Here is a 16,212-nt window from a genome sequence, read left to right on the forward strand (position 1 = left end):
CGCTCCTTACTTGCCGGTCCGGAAAACATCTTCACAAGCCTGCTGGAGCGAGCTGTCTGCCTGAATGTTGCAACTGCGCGCCCAACCCTGCATTCCTTCAGCGTTGCTCCATTGCGGCGTCATCACCACGCTCAGCCCATTCAGGCTCTCTTGCCCGGTTAGCGAGACCACGCCTTTTGTTACGCTCATCGCCGAAACATAGCGGGTAGTGGTGGGGGCGGGTATGCCGTTGCTGCTGGCATCGCAGTTATCCACGCCGCCACGATCCAGCGCGCAAAGTTCAACGGCCGTACGGTACGGAATAAACGTTTGCAGCATGTCGGTGAGGGCAGCTTTGCGCAGGTAGTTTTGGTAGGCGGGAATGCCGATGGCGCTCAGGATCGCAATGATGCCAATCACCACCATCAGTTCGATTAAAGTAAATCCTTGTTGTCGTTTCATTAAACAGCTCCTTATGCAGAGCCGTTACTGTGTCAGCGGATGAATCGGTGGACGAGGGGTAAAAATGATTTTGTGATAATGGCTTCCGGCACTTTTATCGCTTTTGCAAAGTGTCGCATTTTTCGTGGAAGGGAGTTCGCAAAAACGGGCCACTGGCCCGTTTCTTTGAAGCGTCGATTCAGCGAAAACGCATCGACAAATCGAGGGCGCGCACATGCTTGGTCAGTGCGCCAACGGAGATATAATCGACGCCGGTTTCGGCGAATTCACGCAGCGTTTCGTTCGTCACATTGCCGGAAACTTCCAGCCGCGCCTGGCCATTTGTGCGTTTAACCGCTTCGCGCATCTGGTCGGTTTCGAAGTTATCCAGCATGATGATGTCAGCGCCTGCTTTCAGCGCGTCGTCCAGTTCTTCCAGCGTTTCAACTTCCACTTCCACCGGAACATCCGGGTGCAGCCAGAACGCTTTTTCTACTGCCTGGCGAACGGAGCCAGCAGCGATGATATGGTTCTCTTTGATCAGAAAAGCATCAGAAAGGCCCAGGCGATGGTTGGCGCCGCCGCCGCACAGCACCGCATATTTCAGTGCGGTGCGCAGGCCCGGCAGCGTTTTACGCGTATCAAGAAGCTGGGTTTTGGTGCCGCTGAGCAAATCCACATAGCGCCGTACTTCGCTGGCTACGCCGGACAACGTTTGCACAAAGTTCAACGCCGTGCGCTCGCCGGTCAGCAGTACGCGGGAAGGGCCTTCCAGTTCAAACAGAGGTTGATTGGCGCGGATCGTGTCGCCATCTGCAACGTGCCAGGTCAACGTCACGTCGTCGCCAGCCAACTGGATAAAAACCTCTTCAACCCAGCGTTTACCGCAAAATACGCCGTCTTCGCGGGTAATAACCACCGCATGAGAACGGTTCTCTGGCGGTAATAATTGCGCGGTAATGTCGTTGTTAGCGTCAACTTCTCCGCCCAAATCTTCACGCAGCGCCTGGGCGACAGCGGCGGGGATATCCAGTTCGATGCGTTTTTGCAGCGCGTCACGTCGAAGATCGGGGTTATAGCGGCGAGGCGGCATGATAAACTCCAAAAAGGGTAACGAATCACAAAGTTAGGCGATGTCCTGTCCGGGAGACCATTACGGGGCACCGCCCGGACATGCTACTCTGAAGCGTGTTTTAGCACCATCCTCTTAAAGGAGTTCCTTATGCCGTTACGCAAGGGCTGGCTGGTAGAAGCGCGGCACGTGCCGTCTCCCCATTTTGATTGCCGCCCGGACGATGAGCAGCCTTCACTGCTGGTGGTACATAATATTAGCCTGCCGCCCGGCAAATTTGGCGGCCCGTGGATAGATGCGTTGTTCACCGGTACGCTCGATCCCGATGCCGATCCCTTTTTCGCCGAAATTGTTCATCTGCGTGTTTCCGCGCACTGCCTGATCCGCCGTGATGGCGAGGTTGTGCAATATGTGCCTTTCGATAAACGCGCCTGGCATGCAGGCGTATCCTCTTATCACGGCCGGGAACGCTGCAATGATTTCTCGATTGGGATTGAGCTTGAAGGCACCGATAATCTGCCGTATACCGACGCGCAGTATCAGCAACTGGCGGCGGTGACGCGAACGCTCATTGAGCTTTATCCGTCGATTGCCAACAATATGACCGGCCACAGCGATATTGCGCCGCAACGGAAGACCGATCCCGGGCCGGCTTTCGACTGGGCCAGATTCCGTGCGCTGGTCGCCGGCTCGTCAGAAAAGGAGATGCCATGACGTTATTCACCATGCTGCTGGTGCTGGCAGCAGAACGGCTGTTTAAACTGGGAGAGCACTGGCAACTGGATCACCGGCTGGAAGTGCTGTTCCGGCGGGTTAAGCGTTACTCCATGTTCCGTACGCTGTTGATGACAGTGCTGGCGATGCTGGTGACTTTTCTGATCCTGCGCGCGTTGCAGGGGCTGTTTTTCAACGTACCGTTGCTGGTGGTCTGGATCCTGATTGGTGTGTTATGCATTGGTGCGGGTAAGGTGCGTCTGCATTACCACGCTTACCTGAAGGCGGCGGCACGTAATGACAGTCATGCCCATAACGCGATGGCGAATGAGTTAACGCTGATACACGGTGTACCGCCGGGATGCAGTGAGCGTGAGTTTTTACGCGAACTGCAAAACGCGCTGGTCTGGATCAACTTCCGCTTTTATCTGGCGCCGCTGTTCTGGTTTATTGTCGGCGCATACTGGGGGCCGGTGCTGCTGGCAGGTTATGCGTTCTTGCGTGCCTGGCAGTCGTGGCTGGCGCGTTACCAGACGCCTAACGAACGTCAGCAGTCAGGCATCGATGCCATTTTACATGTGCTGGACTGGGTGCCCGTCAGGCTGGCTGGCGTGGTGTACGCACTGGTTGGGCACGGCGAAAAGGCGCTGCCCGCCTGGTTTGCTTCTCTTGGCGACGGCCATACATCGCAATACCAGGTGCTGACGCGCCTCGCGCAGTTCTCACTGGCGCGCGAGCCGCATCTGGACAAAGTCGAAACGCCGAAAGCCGCGGTGTCGATGGCGAAGAAAACCTCGCTGGTGCTGGTCGTTGTGGTCGCATTGTTGACGATTTACGGCACGCTGATCTGATTGCGTGCCGCAGTTTACTGATTATCCGCAGCCGGGATGCCGAAATCAGGCATCCCGTTTTCTTGCCAGCGAATCTTTTTCAGACGGGTATGGCGATTGGGATCGTAGAGCGGGTCGCCCTCAATTTCGGTGTAGTTCCGTGCGTGATACACCAGCACATCTTCCCCTTCCGGCGTTTGCGTAAAGCTGTTGTGACCAGGGCCATACTGACGGTTTTCGTGCCTGGTTTTGAACACCGGCTGCGGTGATTTGTGCCAGTTCTCCGCGAGCTGCGGGTTAGCGGTAATATCAATCCACAGCAGCCCCATACAGTAGTTCTCATCGGTGGCGCTGGCCGAGTAACTGATAAATAGCTTGTCGTCGTGAAACAGGACGGCCGGGCCTTCATTCACCAGAAAACCCCGGCACTCCCAGTCGAATTCCGGCTTACTCAACATCACCGGTTCGCCTTTGAGCGTCCATGGATTTTCCATTTCCGCCAGATAGAGGTTGGAGTTTCCCGCGATGTGCGGCGCTTTTTGCGCCCACAGATACCAGCGTTTGCCCTGGTGGACAAAGGTTGTGGCGTCGAGGGCGAAAGTATCAAACGGGGTTTTCACCTGGCCTTTCTCCAGCCATTTTCCGCTGAGCGGATCGGCATCTGCGCACTCCAGCACAAACATGCGATGCTGGAACATATTCAACTCATCCAGCGCTTTCGTCCAGGTTGCGGCAAAATAGAGATACCATTTACCGTCAATATGATGCAGTTCCGGCGCCCAGATTAGCTCGCTCATCGGTCCGCTTTGCGGCTTGCGCCACACGACCACGCCTTCGGCATGACGCAACCCCTCCAGCGTGGCAGCGCGCCGGATCTCCAGCCGGTCATACTCCGGCACGGAGGCGACAAAATAGTAGACATTCTCATGGTGCAGAATAAAGGGATCCGCGCGTTGTTCGATAAACGGATTCGGCCACTCTTTCATTATGCGTTCCTTACGTTGTCGCCTGCCGGTACGTGCTGACGATCGGTCAGCGCATGGTAGTTGATGCGACGTTTTTCCAGATCCGCCTGGATCTGTTTCATCAATTCGCGGTCGACTTTCAGCAAGCGAACCACGCCGGCGGTAATCAGGTAACCGACGCCCGGGATCACGGTAAACAACAGCATGATGCCGTTGATGGCGCTGGCGCTCTGCTGTTTGGCTCCGGCGTCGTAACCGTACCAGGAGAGCAGAAAACCGACCATCGCCCCGGCGATCGCCAGCCCTACTTTCAGGAAAAACAGGTTGCCGGAAAAGCTGATGCCAGTAATGCGTTTACCGGTTTTCCACTCGCCATAATCGTCGACATCCGCCATCAGCGACCAGTGCAGCGGGGAAGGGATCTGATGCAGGATATTGAGCAGGAAGTAGAGCACCACGATCAGCGTAGTGGCATGGGGATCAAAGAAGTAGAAGGCGCAGGAGAAGAACGCCAGCACGATATTGGTCCAGAAGAAGACTTTCAGCTTGCACCAGCGATCGGTGAGCACCTTCGCCATCATGCTGCCGAGCATCATACCCACGACACCGAGACTAATAAACAGCGTGGCGAAGTGGGTACTTTCCCCCATAACCCAGGTCACGTAATACATGGTAGCCGCCATGCGGATAAAGCCAGGGCAGACGTTACACAGCGTCAGCAGCAGAATGCGCACCCACTGGTCGTTTTTCCACACATCTTTTAAATCATTTTTCAGATCGTCATTGGTCGGTATCGCCGGGCGAATACGTTCGCGCACGGTAGCGAAGCAGAACAAAAACATGCACATACCGATAAATGCCAGCACTGCCATCGCCATCTGGTAGCCTTTAGCTTTATCCGCGCCGCCAAACCATTCCGCCATCGGCAGCAGCGTTAACGACAGAAGCAGCGTGGCAATGCCGACCATCACAAAGCGGTACGACTGGCAGGCAACGCGCTCTTTCGGATCATTGGTAATAACGCCGCCCAGCGAGCAGTAGGGGATATTAATGGCAGTATAGGTGAGCGACAGCAGGAAGTAGGTGACGAAGGCATAAATAACTTTGCTGCTGTAGGCCCAGTCCGGCGTGGTAAACATCAATACGCTGAATACAGCATAGGGAACCGCAATCCACAGTAACCACGGGCGGAAGCGTCCGTATTTACTTTGCGTACGGTCAGCGATTGCGCCCATCAGCGGGTCGGTAACCGCATCAATCACACGAATCGACAGCAGCAATACGCCGACCAGCGCCGGAGCGAGGCCGAAGATATCCGTATAGAAATAGTTAACAAACAGCATGATTGCGCCAAAGATGATGTTACATCCGGCGTCTCCCATGCCATAGCCGATCTTTTCTTTAACAGACAGCCTGTTGTTGTCCATTGCCGCTTCTCCCATTGATATATGGTATGAATTATTTGCCTGCAAATTTTCGTTTGCGTAGCAGAATCAGCGCGGGGAGATGGACAAAATAGCTATGTAAAAGAAAGTGTGAGGGAGGTAACGTTGCGGTAACCCCCTCTCCCGCGTGGGGAAAGGGGGCAAGACAGGAATTAACTGACTTTTACGGTTTTTGCACTTTTCTGTTTGAACAGATAGCCGACACCCAGCACGGCAATCCATACCGGGATCAGATAGACCGAAATCCCCATGCCTGGCGTCATCAGCATGATCACCAGCACAGCGGCCATAAACAGCAGGCAGATCCAGTTGCCCAGCGGGTAGAACAGCGCCGGGAAGCGTGGTGTTACGCCCTGCAACTGTTTCGCGCGACGGAAACGCATATGTGCCAGGCTGATCATCGCCCAGTTGATCACCAGCGCGGAAACCACCAGCGCCATCAGCAGACCGAACGCTGATTCCGGTGCGAAGTAGTTGATCAGCACGCACAGCGCGGTGAAGAGCGCGGAAGTCAGGATGGTGTTCACCGGTACGCCGCGTTTATCCACTTTTTGCAGCATTTTCGGCGCGTTACCCTGCTTCGCCAGGCCAAACAGCATACGGCTGTTGCAGTAGACGCAGCTGTTATAAACAGAGAGGGCAGCCGTCAGTACCACAATGTTCAGCGCGTTGGCGACGAAAGTGTCACCGAGTTCGTGGAAAATCAGCACAAACGGGCTGGTATCTGCCGTTACGCGGGTCCACGGCATCAGCGAGAGCAGCACCGCCAGTGAGCCAACATAGAAAATCAGGATACGGTAGATAACCTGGTTGGTCGCTTTTGGAATGCTCTGTTCCGGGTTATCGGCTTCTGCGGCGGTGATCCCCACCAGCTCAAGACCGCCAAACGAGAACATAATGATCGCCATCATCATCACCAGCCCACCGATACCGTGCGGCAGGAAGCCACCCTGTTCCCACAGGTTACGTACGGTCGCCTGCGGGCCAGCGCTACCGCTGAACAGCAACCAGCCGCCGAAGATGATCATGGCGACAACCGCGAACACCTTAATAATGGCAAACCAGAACTCCATCTCACCAAACACTTTCACGTTGGTCAGGTTGATGGCGTTAATGATGACAAAGAAGGCTGCAGCAGAGACCCAGGTCGGGATTTCTGGCCACCAGAACTGAATATACTTCCCGACCGCAGTCAGTTCCGCCATCGCCACCAGCACATACAGTACCCAGTAGTTCCAGCCAGACGCAAAACCGGCAAAGCCACCCCAATATTTGTAAGCAAAGTGGCTAAATGAACCGGCTACCGGCTCTTCCACGACCATTTCGCCTAACTGACGCATGATCAGAAAGGCGATAAAACCTGCAATGGCGTAGCCCAGAATAATACCGGGGCCGGCGGATTGAATGACTGATGCGCTGCCCAGAAAAAGGCCAGTCCCAATAGCGCCACCCAGCGCAATAAGCTGAATATGGCGGTTCTTAAGGCCGCGCTTTAGCTGATCGCCGTGCTGTTGACCTTCCATCATGAAACCTCGTGTGTGGTTATTATGTTTACGCTGTCGTTTGCGTGTAAGAAATAAATTCCATTTTTTGTATTTTATTATTTACGAATTGCTGGCGTGATTTTTCGCCTGTCTCTTTCGTAGTGCCAAGAATAGTGGTAAGTGCGCGTGAATGCATCTGCTTTATGAAGCCGCTATGACGACTGATGAAAAAGAAACCGTTTGTCAGTACTCCAACGACTCCCTTCTCGAGCATCCATTTTGGTTTTATGCAAATTAATCGCATAAAAAATCAAAAATAAATCAACTGAATCGGTTCATATGCCTTAACTGTCGTTTCAGGAAAGTTAAAACTGCCTCTTTCGTGGTAAATGGGACATTTGTGCAAGGTTACATCTTTGAAACGTCATTTCTGTATGATTGTTAAAATGTGCGTGGTTTCCTGATTTCAATCAAAACCTGTATGGACAGAAGGTGAATACTTTGTTACTTTAGCGTCAAGAACGTGAAATTGGTAAGACCAATTTACTCCGGCGAATGGCAGAGACAGGGAACCATGGCCTACAGCAAAATCCGCCAACCAAAACTCTCCGATGTGATTGAGCAGCAACTGGAGTTTTTGATTCTCGAAGGGACCTTACGTCCCGGTGAAAAACTTCCTCCAGAACGCGAACTGGCGAAACAGTTCGATGTTTCTCGTCCTTCACTGCGCGAGGCCATTCAGCGCCTCGAAGCGAAAGGTCTGCTCCTTCGTCGCCAGGGTGGCGGGACTTTTGTCCAGAGCAGTCTGTGGCAGAGCTTCAGCGATCCGCTGGTAGAGCTGCTCAACGATCATCCCGAATCCCAGTTTGACCTGCTTGAAACCCGCCATGCATTAGAAGGCATCGCGGCTTATTACGCAGCGCTGCGCAGCACAGATGAAGATAAAGCGCGTATCAGCGAGCTGCACCAGGCGATTGAACTGGCGCAGCAGTCCGGGGATTTGGACGCGGAGTCCAGTGCTGTCGTGCAGTATCAAATTGCCGTAACCGAAGCGGCACACAATGTCGTGCTGCTTCATTTGCTACGCTGCATGGAGCCCATGTTGGCGCAAAACGTCCGACAGAACTTCGAATTGCTGTACGCCCGCCGGGAGATGCTCCCGCTGGTCAGCAACCATCGCTCAAGTATTTTCGCGGCGATCATGGCCGGAAAGCCGGAAGAGGCGCGTGAAGCGTCACACCGTCACCTGGCGTTTATCGAAGAGATTTTGCTGGACAGAAGCCGTGAGCAGAGCCGTCGTGAACGCTCGCTGCGTCGGCTAGAGCAGAGAAAGAATTAAGATTTTCTGGCGCAATTTGTGCCGGAAGAGTTGTAACACCAGCGCCAAACTTTAGAGCGCGGCAACTAAACGCAGAACCTGTCTTATTGCGTCTTTCCCGAAGGGTGCAATGGGACAGGTTCCAGACAATCAACGTATTAGATAGATAAGGAATACCCCCCATGTCAGAACGTTTCCAAAATGACGTGGATCCGATCGAAACTCGCGACTGGCAACAGGCGATCGAATCGGTCATCCGTGAAGAAGGTGTTGAGCGTGCTCAGTATCTGATTGACCAGCTCCTTTCTGAAGCCCGCAAAGGCGGTGTGAAAGTGGCAGCTGGCACAGGGGCGAGCAACTATGTAAACACTATTGCCGTTGAAGATGAGCCGGAATATCCTGGCAATCTGGAACTGGAACGCCGTATTCGTTCAGCTATCCGCTGGAACGCAATCATGACGGTTCTGCGCGCCTCTAAAAAAGACCTTGAGCTGGGCGGCCACATGGCTTCCTTCCAGTCTTCTGCGACCGTATACGAAGTTTGCTTCAACCACTTCTTCCGCGCCCGTAACGAGAAAGATGGCGGCGATCTGGTTTACTTCCAGGGTCATATTTCTCCGGGTATCTACGCGCGTGCGTTCGTCGAAGGTCGTCTGACTGAAGAGCAGATGAACAACTTCCGTCAGGAAGTTCACGGCAAAGGCCTGTCATCTTATCCGCACCCGAAACTGATGCCGGAATTCTGGCAGTTCCCGACCGTATCCATGGGGCTGGGCCCGATTGGTGCGATCTACCAGGCGAAGTTCCTGAAATATCTGGAACACCGCGGCCTGAAAGATACCTCTGAACAAACCGTTTACGCTTTCCTCGGCGATGGCGAGATGGATGAGCCGGAATCCAAAGGTGCGATCACTATCGCTACCCGTGAAAAACTGGACAACCTGTGCTTCATCATCAACTGTAACCTGCAACGTCTGGATGGCCCGGTAACCGGTAACGGTAAAATCATCAACGAACTGGAAGGCATCTTCGCAGGCGCTGGCTGGAACGTGATCAAGGTGATGTGGGGTTCCCGTTGGGACGAGCTGCTGCGTAAAGATACCAGCGGTAAACTGATCCAACTGATGAACGAAACCGTTGACGGTGACTATCAAACCTTCAAATCCAAAGACGGCGCCTACGTTCGTGAGCACTTCTTCGGTAAATACCCGGAAACCGCAGCGCTGGTTGCAGACTGGACTGATGAGCAGATCTGGGCGTTGAACCGTGGCGGTCACGATCCGAAGAAAATCTACGCTGCACTGAAAAAAGCGCAGGAAACCAAAGGCAAAGCGACTGTTATCCTGGCCCATACCATTAAAGGTTACGGCATGGGTGATACCGCTGAAGGCAAAAACATTGCCCACCAGGTTAAGAAAATGAACATGGATGGCGTGCGTTATATCCGCGACCGTTTCAATGTTCCGGTAACCGATGAGCAGGTTGAAAACCTCTCTTACCTGACCTTCCCGGAAGGCTCTGAAGAGTACAAGTACCTGCACGAACGTCGCCAGGCGCTGAAAGGCTACCTGCCGTCTCGTCAGCCGAACTTCACCGAGAAGCTGGAACTGCCTGCGCTGTCTGATTTCTCCCAGTTGCTGGAAGAGCAGAACAAAGAGATCTCCACCACTATCGCTTTCGTTCGTGCCCTGAACGTGATGCTGAAGAACAAATCGATCAAAGATCGCCTGGTTCCGATCATCGCCGACGAAGCGCGTACTTTCGGTATGGAAGGTCTGTTCCGTCAGATTGGTATTTACAGCCCGAACGGCCAGCAGTACACCCCGCAGGACCGTGAGCAGGTTGCTTACTACAAAGAAGACGAAAAAGGTCAGATCCTGCAGGAAGGTATCAACGAACTGGGTGCCGGTGCATCCTGGCTGGCGGCTGCGACCTCTTACAGCACCAACAACCTGCCGATGATCCCGTTCTACATCTACTATTCCATGTTTGGGTTCCAGCGTATCGGTGACCTGTGCTGGCAGGCTGGCGACCAGCAGGCTCGCGGCTTCCTGGTAGGGGGGACTTCCGGTCGTACCACGCTGAACGGCGAAGGTCTGCAACACGAAGATGGCCACAGCCACATTCAGTCGCTGACTATCCCGAACTGTATCTCTTACGATCCGGCTTACGCGTACGAAGTTGCTGTCATCATGCATGACGGTCTGGAGCGTATGTACGGTGAGAAACAAGAAAACGTTTACTACTACATCACCACGCTGAACGAAAACTACCACATGCCGGCCATGCCGGAAGGTGCCGAGGAAGGTATCCGTAAAGGTATCTACAAACTCGAAACCGTTGCAGGTAGCAAAGGTAAAGTTCAGCTGCTGGGCTCCGGTTCTATCCTGCGTCACGTGCGTGAAGCAGCGCAGATCCTGGCGAACGATTACGGCGTGGGCTCTGACGTGTACAGCGTCACCTCCTTCACTGAACTGGCGCGTGATGGCCAGGATTGTGAGCGCTGGAACATGCTGCACCCGCTGGAAACTCCGCGCGTTCCGTACATCGCTCAGGTGATGAACGACGCTCCGGCAGTGGCATCTACTGACTATATGAAACTGTTCGCTGAGCAGGTTCGTACTTACGTACCGGCGGATGATTACCGTGTACTGGGTACTGATGGCTTCGGTCGTTCCGACAGCCGTGAAAACCTGCGTCACCACTTCGAAGTTGATGCTTCTTACGTGGTGGTTGCTGCACTGGGCGAACTGGCTAAACGTGGCGAAATCGACAAGAAAGTGGTGGCGGAAGCAATCACCAAATTCAACATCGATGCAGAAAAAGTTAACCCGCGTCTGGCGTAAGAGGTAAAGAGATAATGGCTATCGAAATCAATGTACCGGACATCGGGGCTGATGAAGTTGAAATCACCGAGATCCTGGTCAAAGTGGGCGACAAAGTTGAAGCTGAACAGTCGCTGATCACCGTAGAAGGCGATAAAGCCTCTATGGAAGTCCCGTCTCCGCAGGCTGGCATCGTTAAAGAGATCAAAGTCTCTGTCGGCGATAAAACCGAGACCGGCAAACTGATCATGATTTTCGATTCCGCCGATGGTGCAGCAGCCGCTGCACCTGCTAAGGCAGAAGAGAAGAAAGAAGCAGCGCCAGCTGCGGCACCGGCCGCTGCGGCTGCCAAAGAAGTTAACGTACCGGATATCGGCGGCGACGAAGTTGAAGTCACCGAGATCCTGGTCAAAGTGGGCGACACCGTTGCGGCTGAACAGTCGCTGATCACCGTAGAAGGCGACAAAGCCTCTATGGAAGTTCCGGCGCCGTTCGCGGGTACGGTTAAAGAGATCAAAATCAACACTGGCGACAAAGTCTCCACCGGTTCCTTGATCATGATCTTCGAAGTTGCAGGCGCTGCACCAGCAGCGGCTCCGGCACAGGCGGCAGCTCCGGCTGCGGCTTCTGGCCCGAAAGAAGTTAACGTACCGGATATCGGCGGTGACGAAGTTGAAGTGACCGAAGTGCTGGTAAAAGTGGGCGATAAAGTCTCCGCTGAACAGTCACTGATCACCGTTGAAGGCGACAAAGCCTCTATGGAAGTTCCGGCACCGTTCGCCGGTACCGTGAAAGAGCTGAAAGTGAACGTGGGCGATAAAGTCTCCACCGGCTCTCTGATCATGGTGTTTGAAGTGGAAGGCGCGGCGCCTGCCGCCGCTCCGGCTGCTGCATCGGCCGCTCCGGCTCCTGCTGCTCAGACGGCAAAACCGGCTGCTGCACCGGCTCCGGCGAAAGCTGAAGGTAAATCCGACTTTGCTGAAAACGACGCTTACGTCCATGCGACGCCGCTGATCCGCCGCCTGGCGCGCGAATTTGGCGTTAACCTGGCGAAAGTGAAAGGCACCGGTCGTAAAGGTCGTATCCTGCGCGAAGACGTTCAGGCTTACGTGAAAGATGCGATCAAACGCGCTGAATCCGCGCCTGCCGCTGGCGCAACCGGTGGTTCTCTGCCGGGTCTGTTGCCGTGGCCGAAAGTGGACTTCAGCAAGTTTGGTGAAATCGAAGAAGTGGAACTGGGCCGTATCCAGAAAATCTCTGGTGCTAACCTGAGCCGTAACTGGGTAATGATCCCGCACGTTACGCACTTCGATAAAACCGATATCACCGATCTGGAAGCGTTCCGTAAACAGCAAAACGCCGAAGCTGAGAAGCGCAAACTGGACGTGAAATTCACCCCGGTTGTCTTCATTATGAAAGCCGTTGCTGCGGCGCTTGAGCAAATGCCGCGCTTCAACAGCTCTCTGTCTGAAGATGGTCAGAAGCTGACGCTGAAAAAATACATCAACATCGGTGTTGCGGTGGATACGCCGAATGGTCTGGTTGTTCCGGTCTTCAAAGACGTGAACAAGAAGAGCATTACTGAGCTGTCCCGCGAACTGACTGTCATCTCCAAAAAAGCGCGTGATGGCAAGCTGACCGCTGGCGAAATGCAGGGCGGTTGCTTCACTATCTCCAGCATCGGCGGCCTGGGCACCACCCACTTCGCACCGATTGTGAACGCGCCGGAAGTGGCTATCCTGGGCGTCTCCAAATCTGCAATGGAGCCGGTCTGGAACGGTAAAGAGTTCGTGCCGCGCCTGATGATGCCGATTTCGCTCTCCTTCGACCACCGTGTGATTGACGGTGCTGATGGTGCGCGCTTTATCACCATCATCAACAATATGCTGTCGGACATTCGCCGTCTGGTGATGTAATCGAGAAAGCCGGCCTGACGGCCGGCTTTTTTCTGATAATCTCATTGGGCTTTTGGGGTTATCAGGGGCAAAGGACAAATCGTTTGCCGTTTGTTGTTTCAAAATTGTTAACATTTTTGTAAACTGCGGGCGGATAGAACGTCCCGGTGGATGAAGGGCGACACGAAGTACCCCTGACCGCCGGAAATCAATAAGAGGTCATGATGAGTACTGAAATCAAAACTCAGGTCGTGGTACTTGGGGCAGGCCCGGCAGGTTACTCTGCTGCCTTCCGTTGCGCTGATTTAGGTCTGGAAACCGTCATCGTTGAACGTTACAGCACCCTCGGCGGTGTTTGTCTGAACGTAGGTTGTATCCCTTCTAAGGCGCTGCTGCACGTAGCAAAAGTTATCGAAGAAGCCAAAGCGCTGGCTGAACACGGTATCGTCTTCGGCGAGCCGAAAACCGATATCGACAAAATCCGTACCTGGAAAGAGAAAGTGATCACCCAACTGACCGGTGGTCTGTCAGGTATGGCGAAAGGCCGTAAAGTGAAAGTGGTCACCGGTCTGGGTAAATTCACTGGGGCGAACACCCTGGAAGTTGAAGGCGAAAACGGCAAAACCGTGATCAACTTCGACAACGCTATCATCGCGGCGGGTTCCCGTCCGATTCAGTTGCCGTTCATTCCGCACGAAGATCCGCGCGTATGGGATTCCACCGATGCGCTGGAGCTGAAATCCGTACCGAAACGTATGCTGGTTATGGGCGGCGGTATCATCGGTCTGGAAATGGGTACCGTGTACCATGCGCTGGGTTCAGAGATCGATGTGGTTGAAATGTTCGACCAGGTTATCCCGGCGGCAGACAAAGATATCGTTAAAGTCTTCACCAAACGCGTCAGCAAGAAATTCAACCTGATGCTGGAAACCAAAGTAACTGCCGTTGAAGCAAAAGAAGACGGCATCTACGTTTCCATGGAAGGCAAAAAAGCCCCTGCTGAAGCGCAGTGTTATGACGCCGTGCTGGTGGCTATCGGTCGTGTACCGAACGGTAAAAACCTCGATGCCGGCAAAGCAGGCGTTGAAGTGGACGAACGTGGCTTCATCCGCGTAGACAAACAGCTGCGCACCAACGTGCCGCACATCTTTGCTATCGGCGATATCGTCGGTCAGCCGATGCTGGCGCACAAAGGCGTACATGAAGGTCACGTGGCCGCTGAAGTTATCGCCGGTAAGAAACACTACTTCGATCCGAAAGTTATCCCGTCTATCGCTTACACCGAGCCAGAAGTTGCATGGGTTGGTCTGACTGAGAAAGAAGCGAAAGAGAAAGGCATCAGCTACGAAACCGCCACCTTCCCGTGGGCTGCTTCTGGCCGTGCTATCGCTTCCGACTGCGCTGACGGTATGACCAAACTGATTTTCGACAAAGAGACTCACCGCGTTATCGGTGGCGCGATTGTCGGCACCAACGGCGGCGAGCTGCTGGGTGAAATCGGTCTGGCGATCGAAATGGGTTGCGACGCGGAAGATATCGCGCTGACCATTCACGCGCACCCGACGCTGCATGAATCTGTTGGCCTGGCCGCAGAAGTGTTCGAAGGTAGCATCACCGACCTGCCGAACCCGAAAGCGAAAAAGAAATAAGTTTTCGCTGACAATAAACGCCTCTTCGGAGGCGTTTTTTTTTGCGCCAATTTTACCAGGTAACAGCGTTTTTCTCTGCCAGAGGTATAAATATTACGCAGATTTTGCCGATAGTAACGCTAACGGCCATTTCCGGCGAGATAAGGAGCTTCATCGTCATGATCACCGGACTTAATCTGTCATCGCTCTCATCAGCAATGAGAGTGGCGTCAACTTCCCTGGCGAGCACCACGGTTCGCACAACTACGCGCGCTGCCACGCCTGTCGAAGCACCCTCGTCGACAAAAGTAATGTTTGGCAGCCAGACGTCTGATATTGCAGCGGTTTACAGCCTGTCGCCGAAAAAACTCAGCGCGACTTCACCACAAGATTCCATGATGAAGGGGTTATTGCAGGCCGCCGTTGGCAGTAACTCGCTATCCCCTTTAGGCAGCATTGGCAGCACATTGCTGAGCAATCTGAAAGAGAGTCGTACCGACGTCACCCACGCCGTTACCAGCGCTACGGCGGGAGCGGCGGGCCAGCAATCTGCGGTTTCGCTGGATATTGTGACGCAATCGGGCTCCACCTTGCACCTCAACATGACGCAGAAAGAGGATGGCGTGGTGGTGGAGTTAAAAACCGATGGCGAAGCGCTGAATGATGATGAAGCTGCGGCCGTTGCGAACCTGGGCGCATCGCTTGAGAAAGCGTTAAGCGGACTGGGGCAAAATCCGCCGAAAATCGATATTTCCGGGCTAACTAATTTTGACAGCAGCGTGCTGAAATCCGTGGATTTAAAAACGGATATTCGCGCTGATGATGCTTCGGTACAGTCGCTGAATTTCCATGCCAGCACCACCGAACGCTATGTTGCTTATCAGGACAAGGATTTCTCGCTGAAAGTGAGCAGCGACTTGTCGAATCCAGCGTTGGCTGGCGACTACGCTCAGCAGCAGGCTACGTTAAGCGCCTACGATACTAAGTTTGACAAGGCTCGCTCGACCGGGCACGGCGATCGCGATCAGATGGAGGCGTTGAAGTCGGTATTCCGCGCGTTAAATACCACCGCCAGCGCACAGCGTACTGCGATTACGGTTGGTGCGGATATTCGTGTTGATAACAGTGGCCGGTCGCAACTGAGCGGGCTGAACGATTTCTCGCTGTCGCTGACGCAGACTGAGAAATCGATCAACCCGGCACGCGATGATGAGAAAGATCGTTTCTCTTATCAGGCCTCCCAGTCGACGACAGAAAACGTGCTCAGTGACGGTTCAAAAAGCGTCAAACAGACCTCGCGCAGCCACATTAGTGCGGCCTGGCATGAAGCGCTCGATCCCTCGATTCCGCTGGCGCTGAATAAGATGAAGTCGTCGCAGAACTACACCTACCATCTGCTGGAAAATGATGAAGAGAGTACAACCACGCTGAATTACAACAGCCGTGGGATGCTGGCGTCTGTCGGTCACAACGAACAAGTGAACAACCGTGAAACGGTGAAAAAATATGTACGCGGCGAGCTGGTGGATCAAACGGTCACGCCGGTGCAGTACGCGCGCAGTAACGTGCTTTCGCTGCTGAAGTCTGCGTAACCCCGTCATCACAAAACGGCTCTG

General features: G+C 53.9%; 12 protein-coding genes. 7 read left to right on the top strand and 5 right to left on the bottom strand.

Features of this window, described 5'->3' with window-relative positions; all coding sequences use genetic code 11:
* Window positions 1-6: 6 nt before the first annotated feature.
* Together ppdD and nadC are read right to left on the bottom strand one after the other, a co-directional pair.
* Window positions 7-441 (bottom strand): prepilin peptidase-dependent pilin, encoded by a 435-nt coding sequence (gene ppdD, locus DK872_RS17395; protein WP_007373165.1) that lies wholly within the window; start codon window positions 439-441, stop codon window positions 7-9.
* Window positions 442-619: 178 nt separating this feature from the next.
* Window positions 620-1,513: a carboxylating nicotinate-nucleotide diphosphorylase gene (gene nadC, locus DK872_RS17400; protein ID WP_071921823.1), complete on the bottom strand. Its 894-nt coding sequence runs from the start codon at window positions 1,511-1,513 to the stop codon at window positions 620-622.
* Window positions 1,514-1,642: 129 nt separating this feature from the next.
* Between nadC and ampD the strand changes: the two genes are divergently transcribed.
* Entirely contained in the window at window positions 1,643-2,206 is a 564-nt protein-coding gene (ampD, locus tag DK872_RS17405; protein WP_007373168.1) for a 1,6-anhydro-N-acetylmuramyl-L-alanine amidase AmpD, read from the top strand.
* Entirely contained in the window at window positions 2,203-3,057 is an 855-nt protein-coding gene (gene ampE, locus DK872_RS17410) for a beta-lactamase regulator AmpE (protein ID WP_007373169.1), read from the top strand. The genes ampD and ampE overlap by 4 nt, the downstream gene beginning before the upstream one ends.
* Before the next feature lie 14 nt (window positions 3,058-3,071).
* Here ampE and DK872_RS17415 read toward each other — a convergent pair whose 3' ends face one another.
* The 3 genes from DK872_RS17415 to aroP form a co-directional block, all read right to left on the bottom strand.
* Entirely contained in the window at window positions 3,072-4,022 is a 951-nt protein-coding gene (locus tag DK872_RS17415; RefSeq protein WP_007373170.1) for a family 43 glycosylhydrolase, read from the bottom strand.
* Window positions 4,022-5,428, bottom strand: coding sequence for a glycoside-pentoside-hexuronide (GPH):cation symporter (locus tag DK872_RS17420; RefSeq protein WP_007373171.1), 1,407 nt, complete (start codon window positions 5,426-5,428; stop codon window positions 4,022-4,024). The genes DK872_RS17415 and DK872_RS17420 overlap by 1 nt, the downstream gene beginning before the upstream one ends.
* A gap of 170 nt (window positions 5,429-5,598) precedes the next feature.
* Window positions 5,599-6,972, bottom strand: coding sequence for an aromatic amino acid transporter AroP (gene aroP, locus DK872_RS17425; RefSeq protein WP_090398224.1), 1,374 nt, complete (start codon window positions 6,970-6,972; stop codon window positions 5,599-5,601).
* A gap of 532 nt (window positions 6,973-7,504) precedes the next feature.
* Here aroP and pdhR point away from each other — a divergent pair.
* The 5 genes from pdhR to DK872_RS17450 all read left to right on the top strand — a co-directional run bounded on the left by pdhR (window position 7,505) and on the right by DK872_RS17450 (window position 16,188).
* The gene (gene pdhR / locus DK872_RS17430) at window positions 7,505-8,269 is read left to right on the top strand and encodes a pyruvate dehydrogenase complex transcriptional repressor PdhR (protein WP_007373174.1); all 765 of its coding nucleotides are present in this window, start codon (window positions 7,505-7,507) and stop codon (window positions 8,267-8,269) included.
* Between the two features lie 161 nt (window positions 8,270-8,430).
* Window positions 8,431-11,094 carry a pyruvate dehydrogenase (acetyl-transferring), homodimeric type gene (gene aceE / locus DK872_RS17435; protein WP_007373175.1) on the top strand — a complete coding sequence of 888 codons (2,664 nt, stop codon included), beginning with the start codon at window positions 8,431-8,433 and terminating at the stop codon, window positions 11,092-11,094.
* Window positions 11,095-11,108: 14 nt separating this feature from the next.
* Complete coding sequence (gene aceF, locus DK872_RS17440; RefSeq protein WP_161518594.1) at window positions 11,109-12,989, top strand: pyruvate dehydrogenase complex dihydrolipoyllysine-residue acetyltransferase; 1,881 nt, start codon at window positions 11,109-11,111, stop codon at window positions 12,987-12,989.
* Window positions 12,990-13,192: 203 nt separating this feature from the next.
* A complete protein-coding gene (gene lpdA, locus DK872_RS17445; protein ID WP_161518631.1) occupies window positions 13,193-14,617 on the top strand; it encodes a dihydrolipoyl dehydrogenase in 1,425 nt (474 codons plus the stop codon).
* A gap of 158 nt (window positions 14,618-14,775) precedes the next feature.
* Complete coding sequence (locus DK872_RS17450) at window positions 14,776-16,188, top strand: hypothetical protein (protein WP_035943158.1); 1,413 nt, start codon at window positions 14,776-14,778, stop codon at window positions 16,186-16,188.
* Window positions 16,189-16,212: the final 24 nt, after the last annotated feature.

Origin of the sequence: Kosakonia sp. MH5, assembly GCF_009935945.1 — a bacterium.
In the GTDB taxonomy this organism is placed as follows: domain Bacteria; phylum Pseudomonadota; class Gammaproteobacteria; order Enterobacterales; family Enterobacteriaceae; genus Kosakonia; species Kosakonia radicincitans.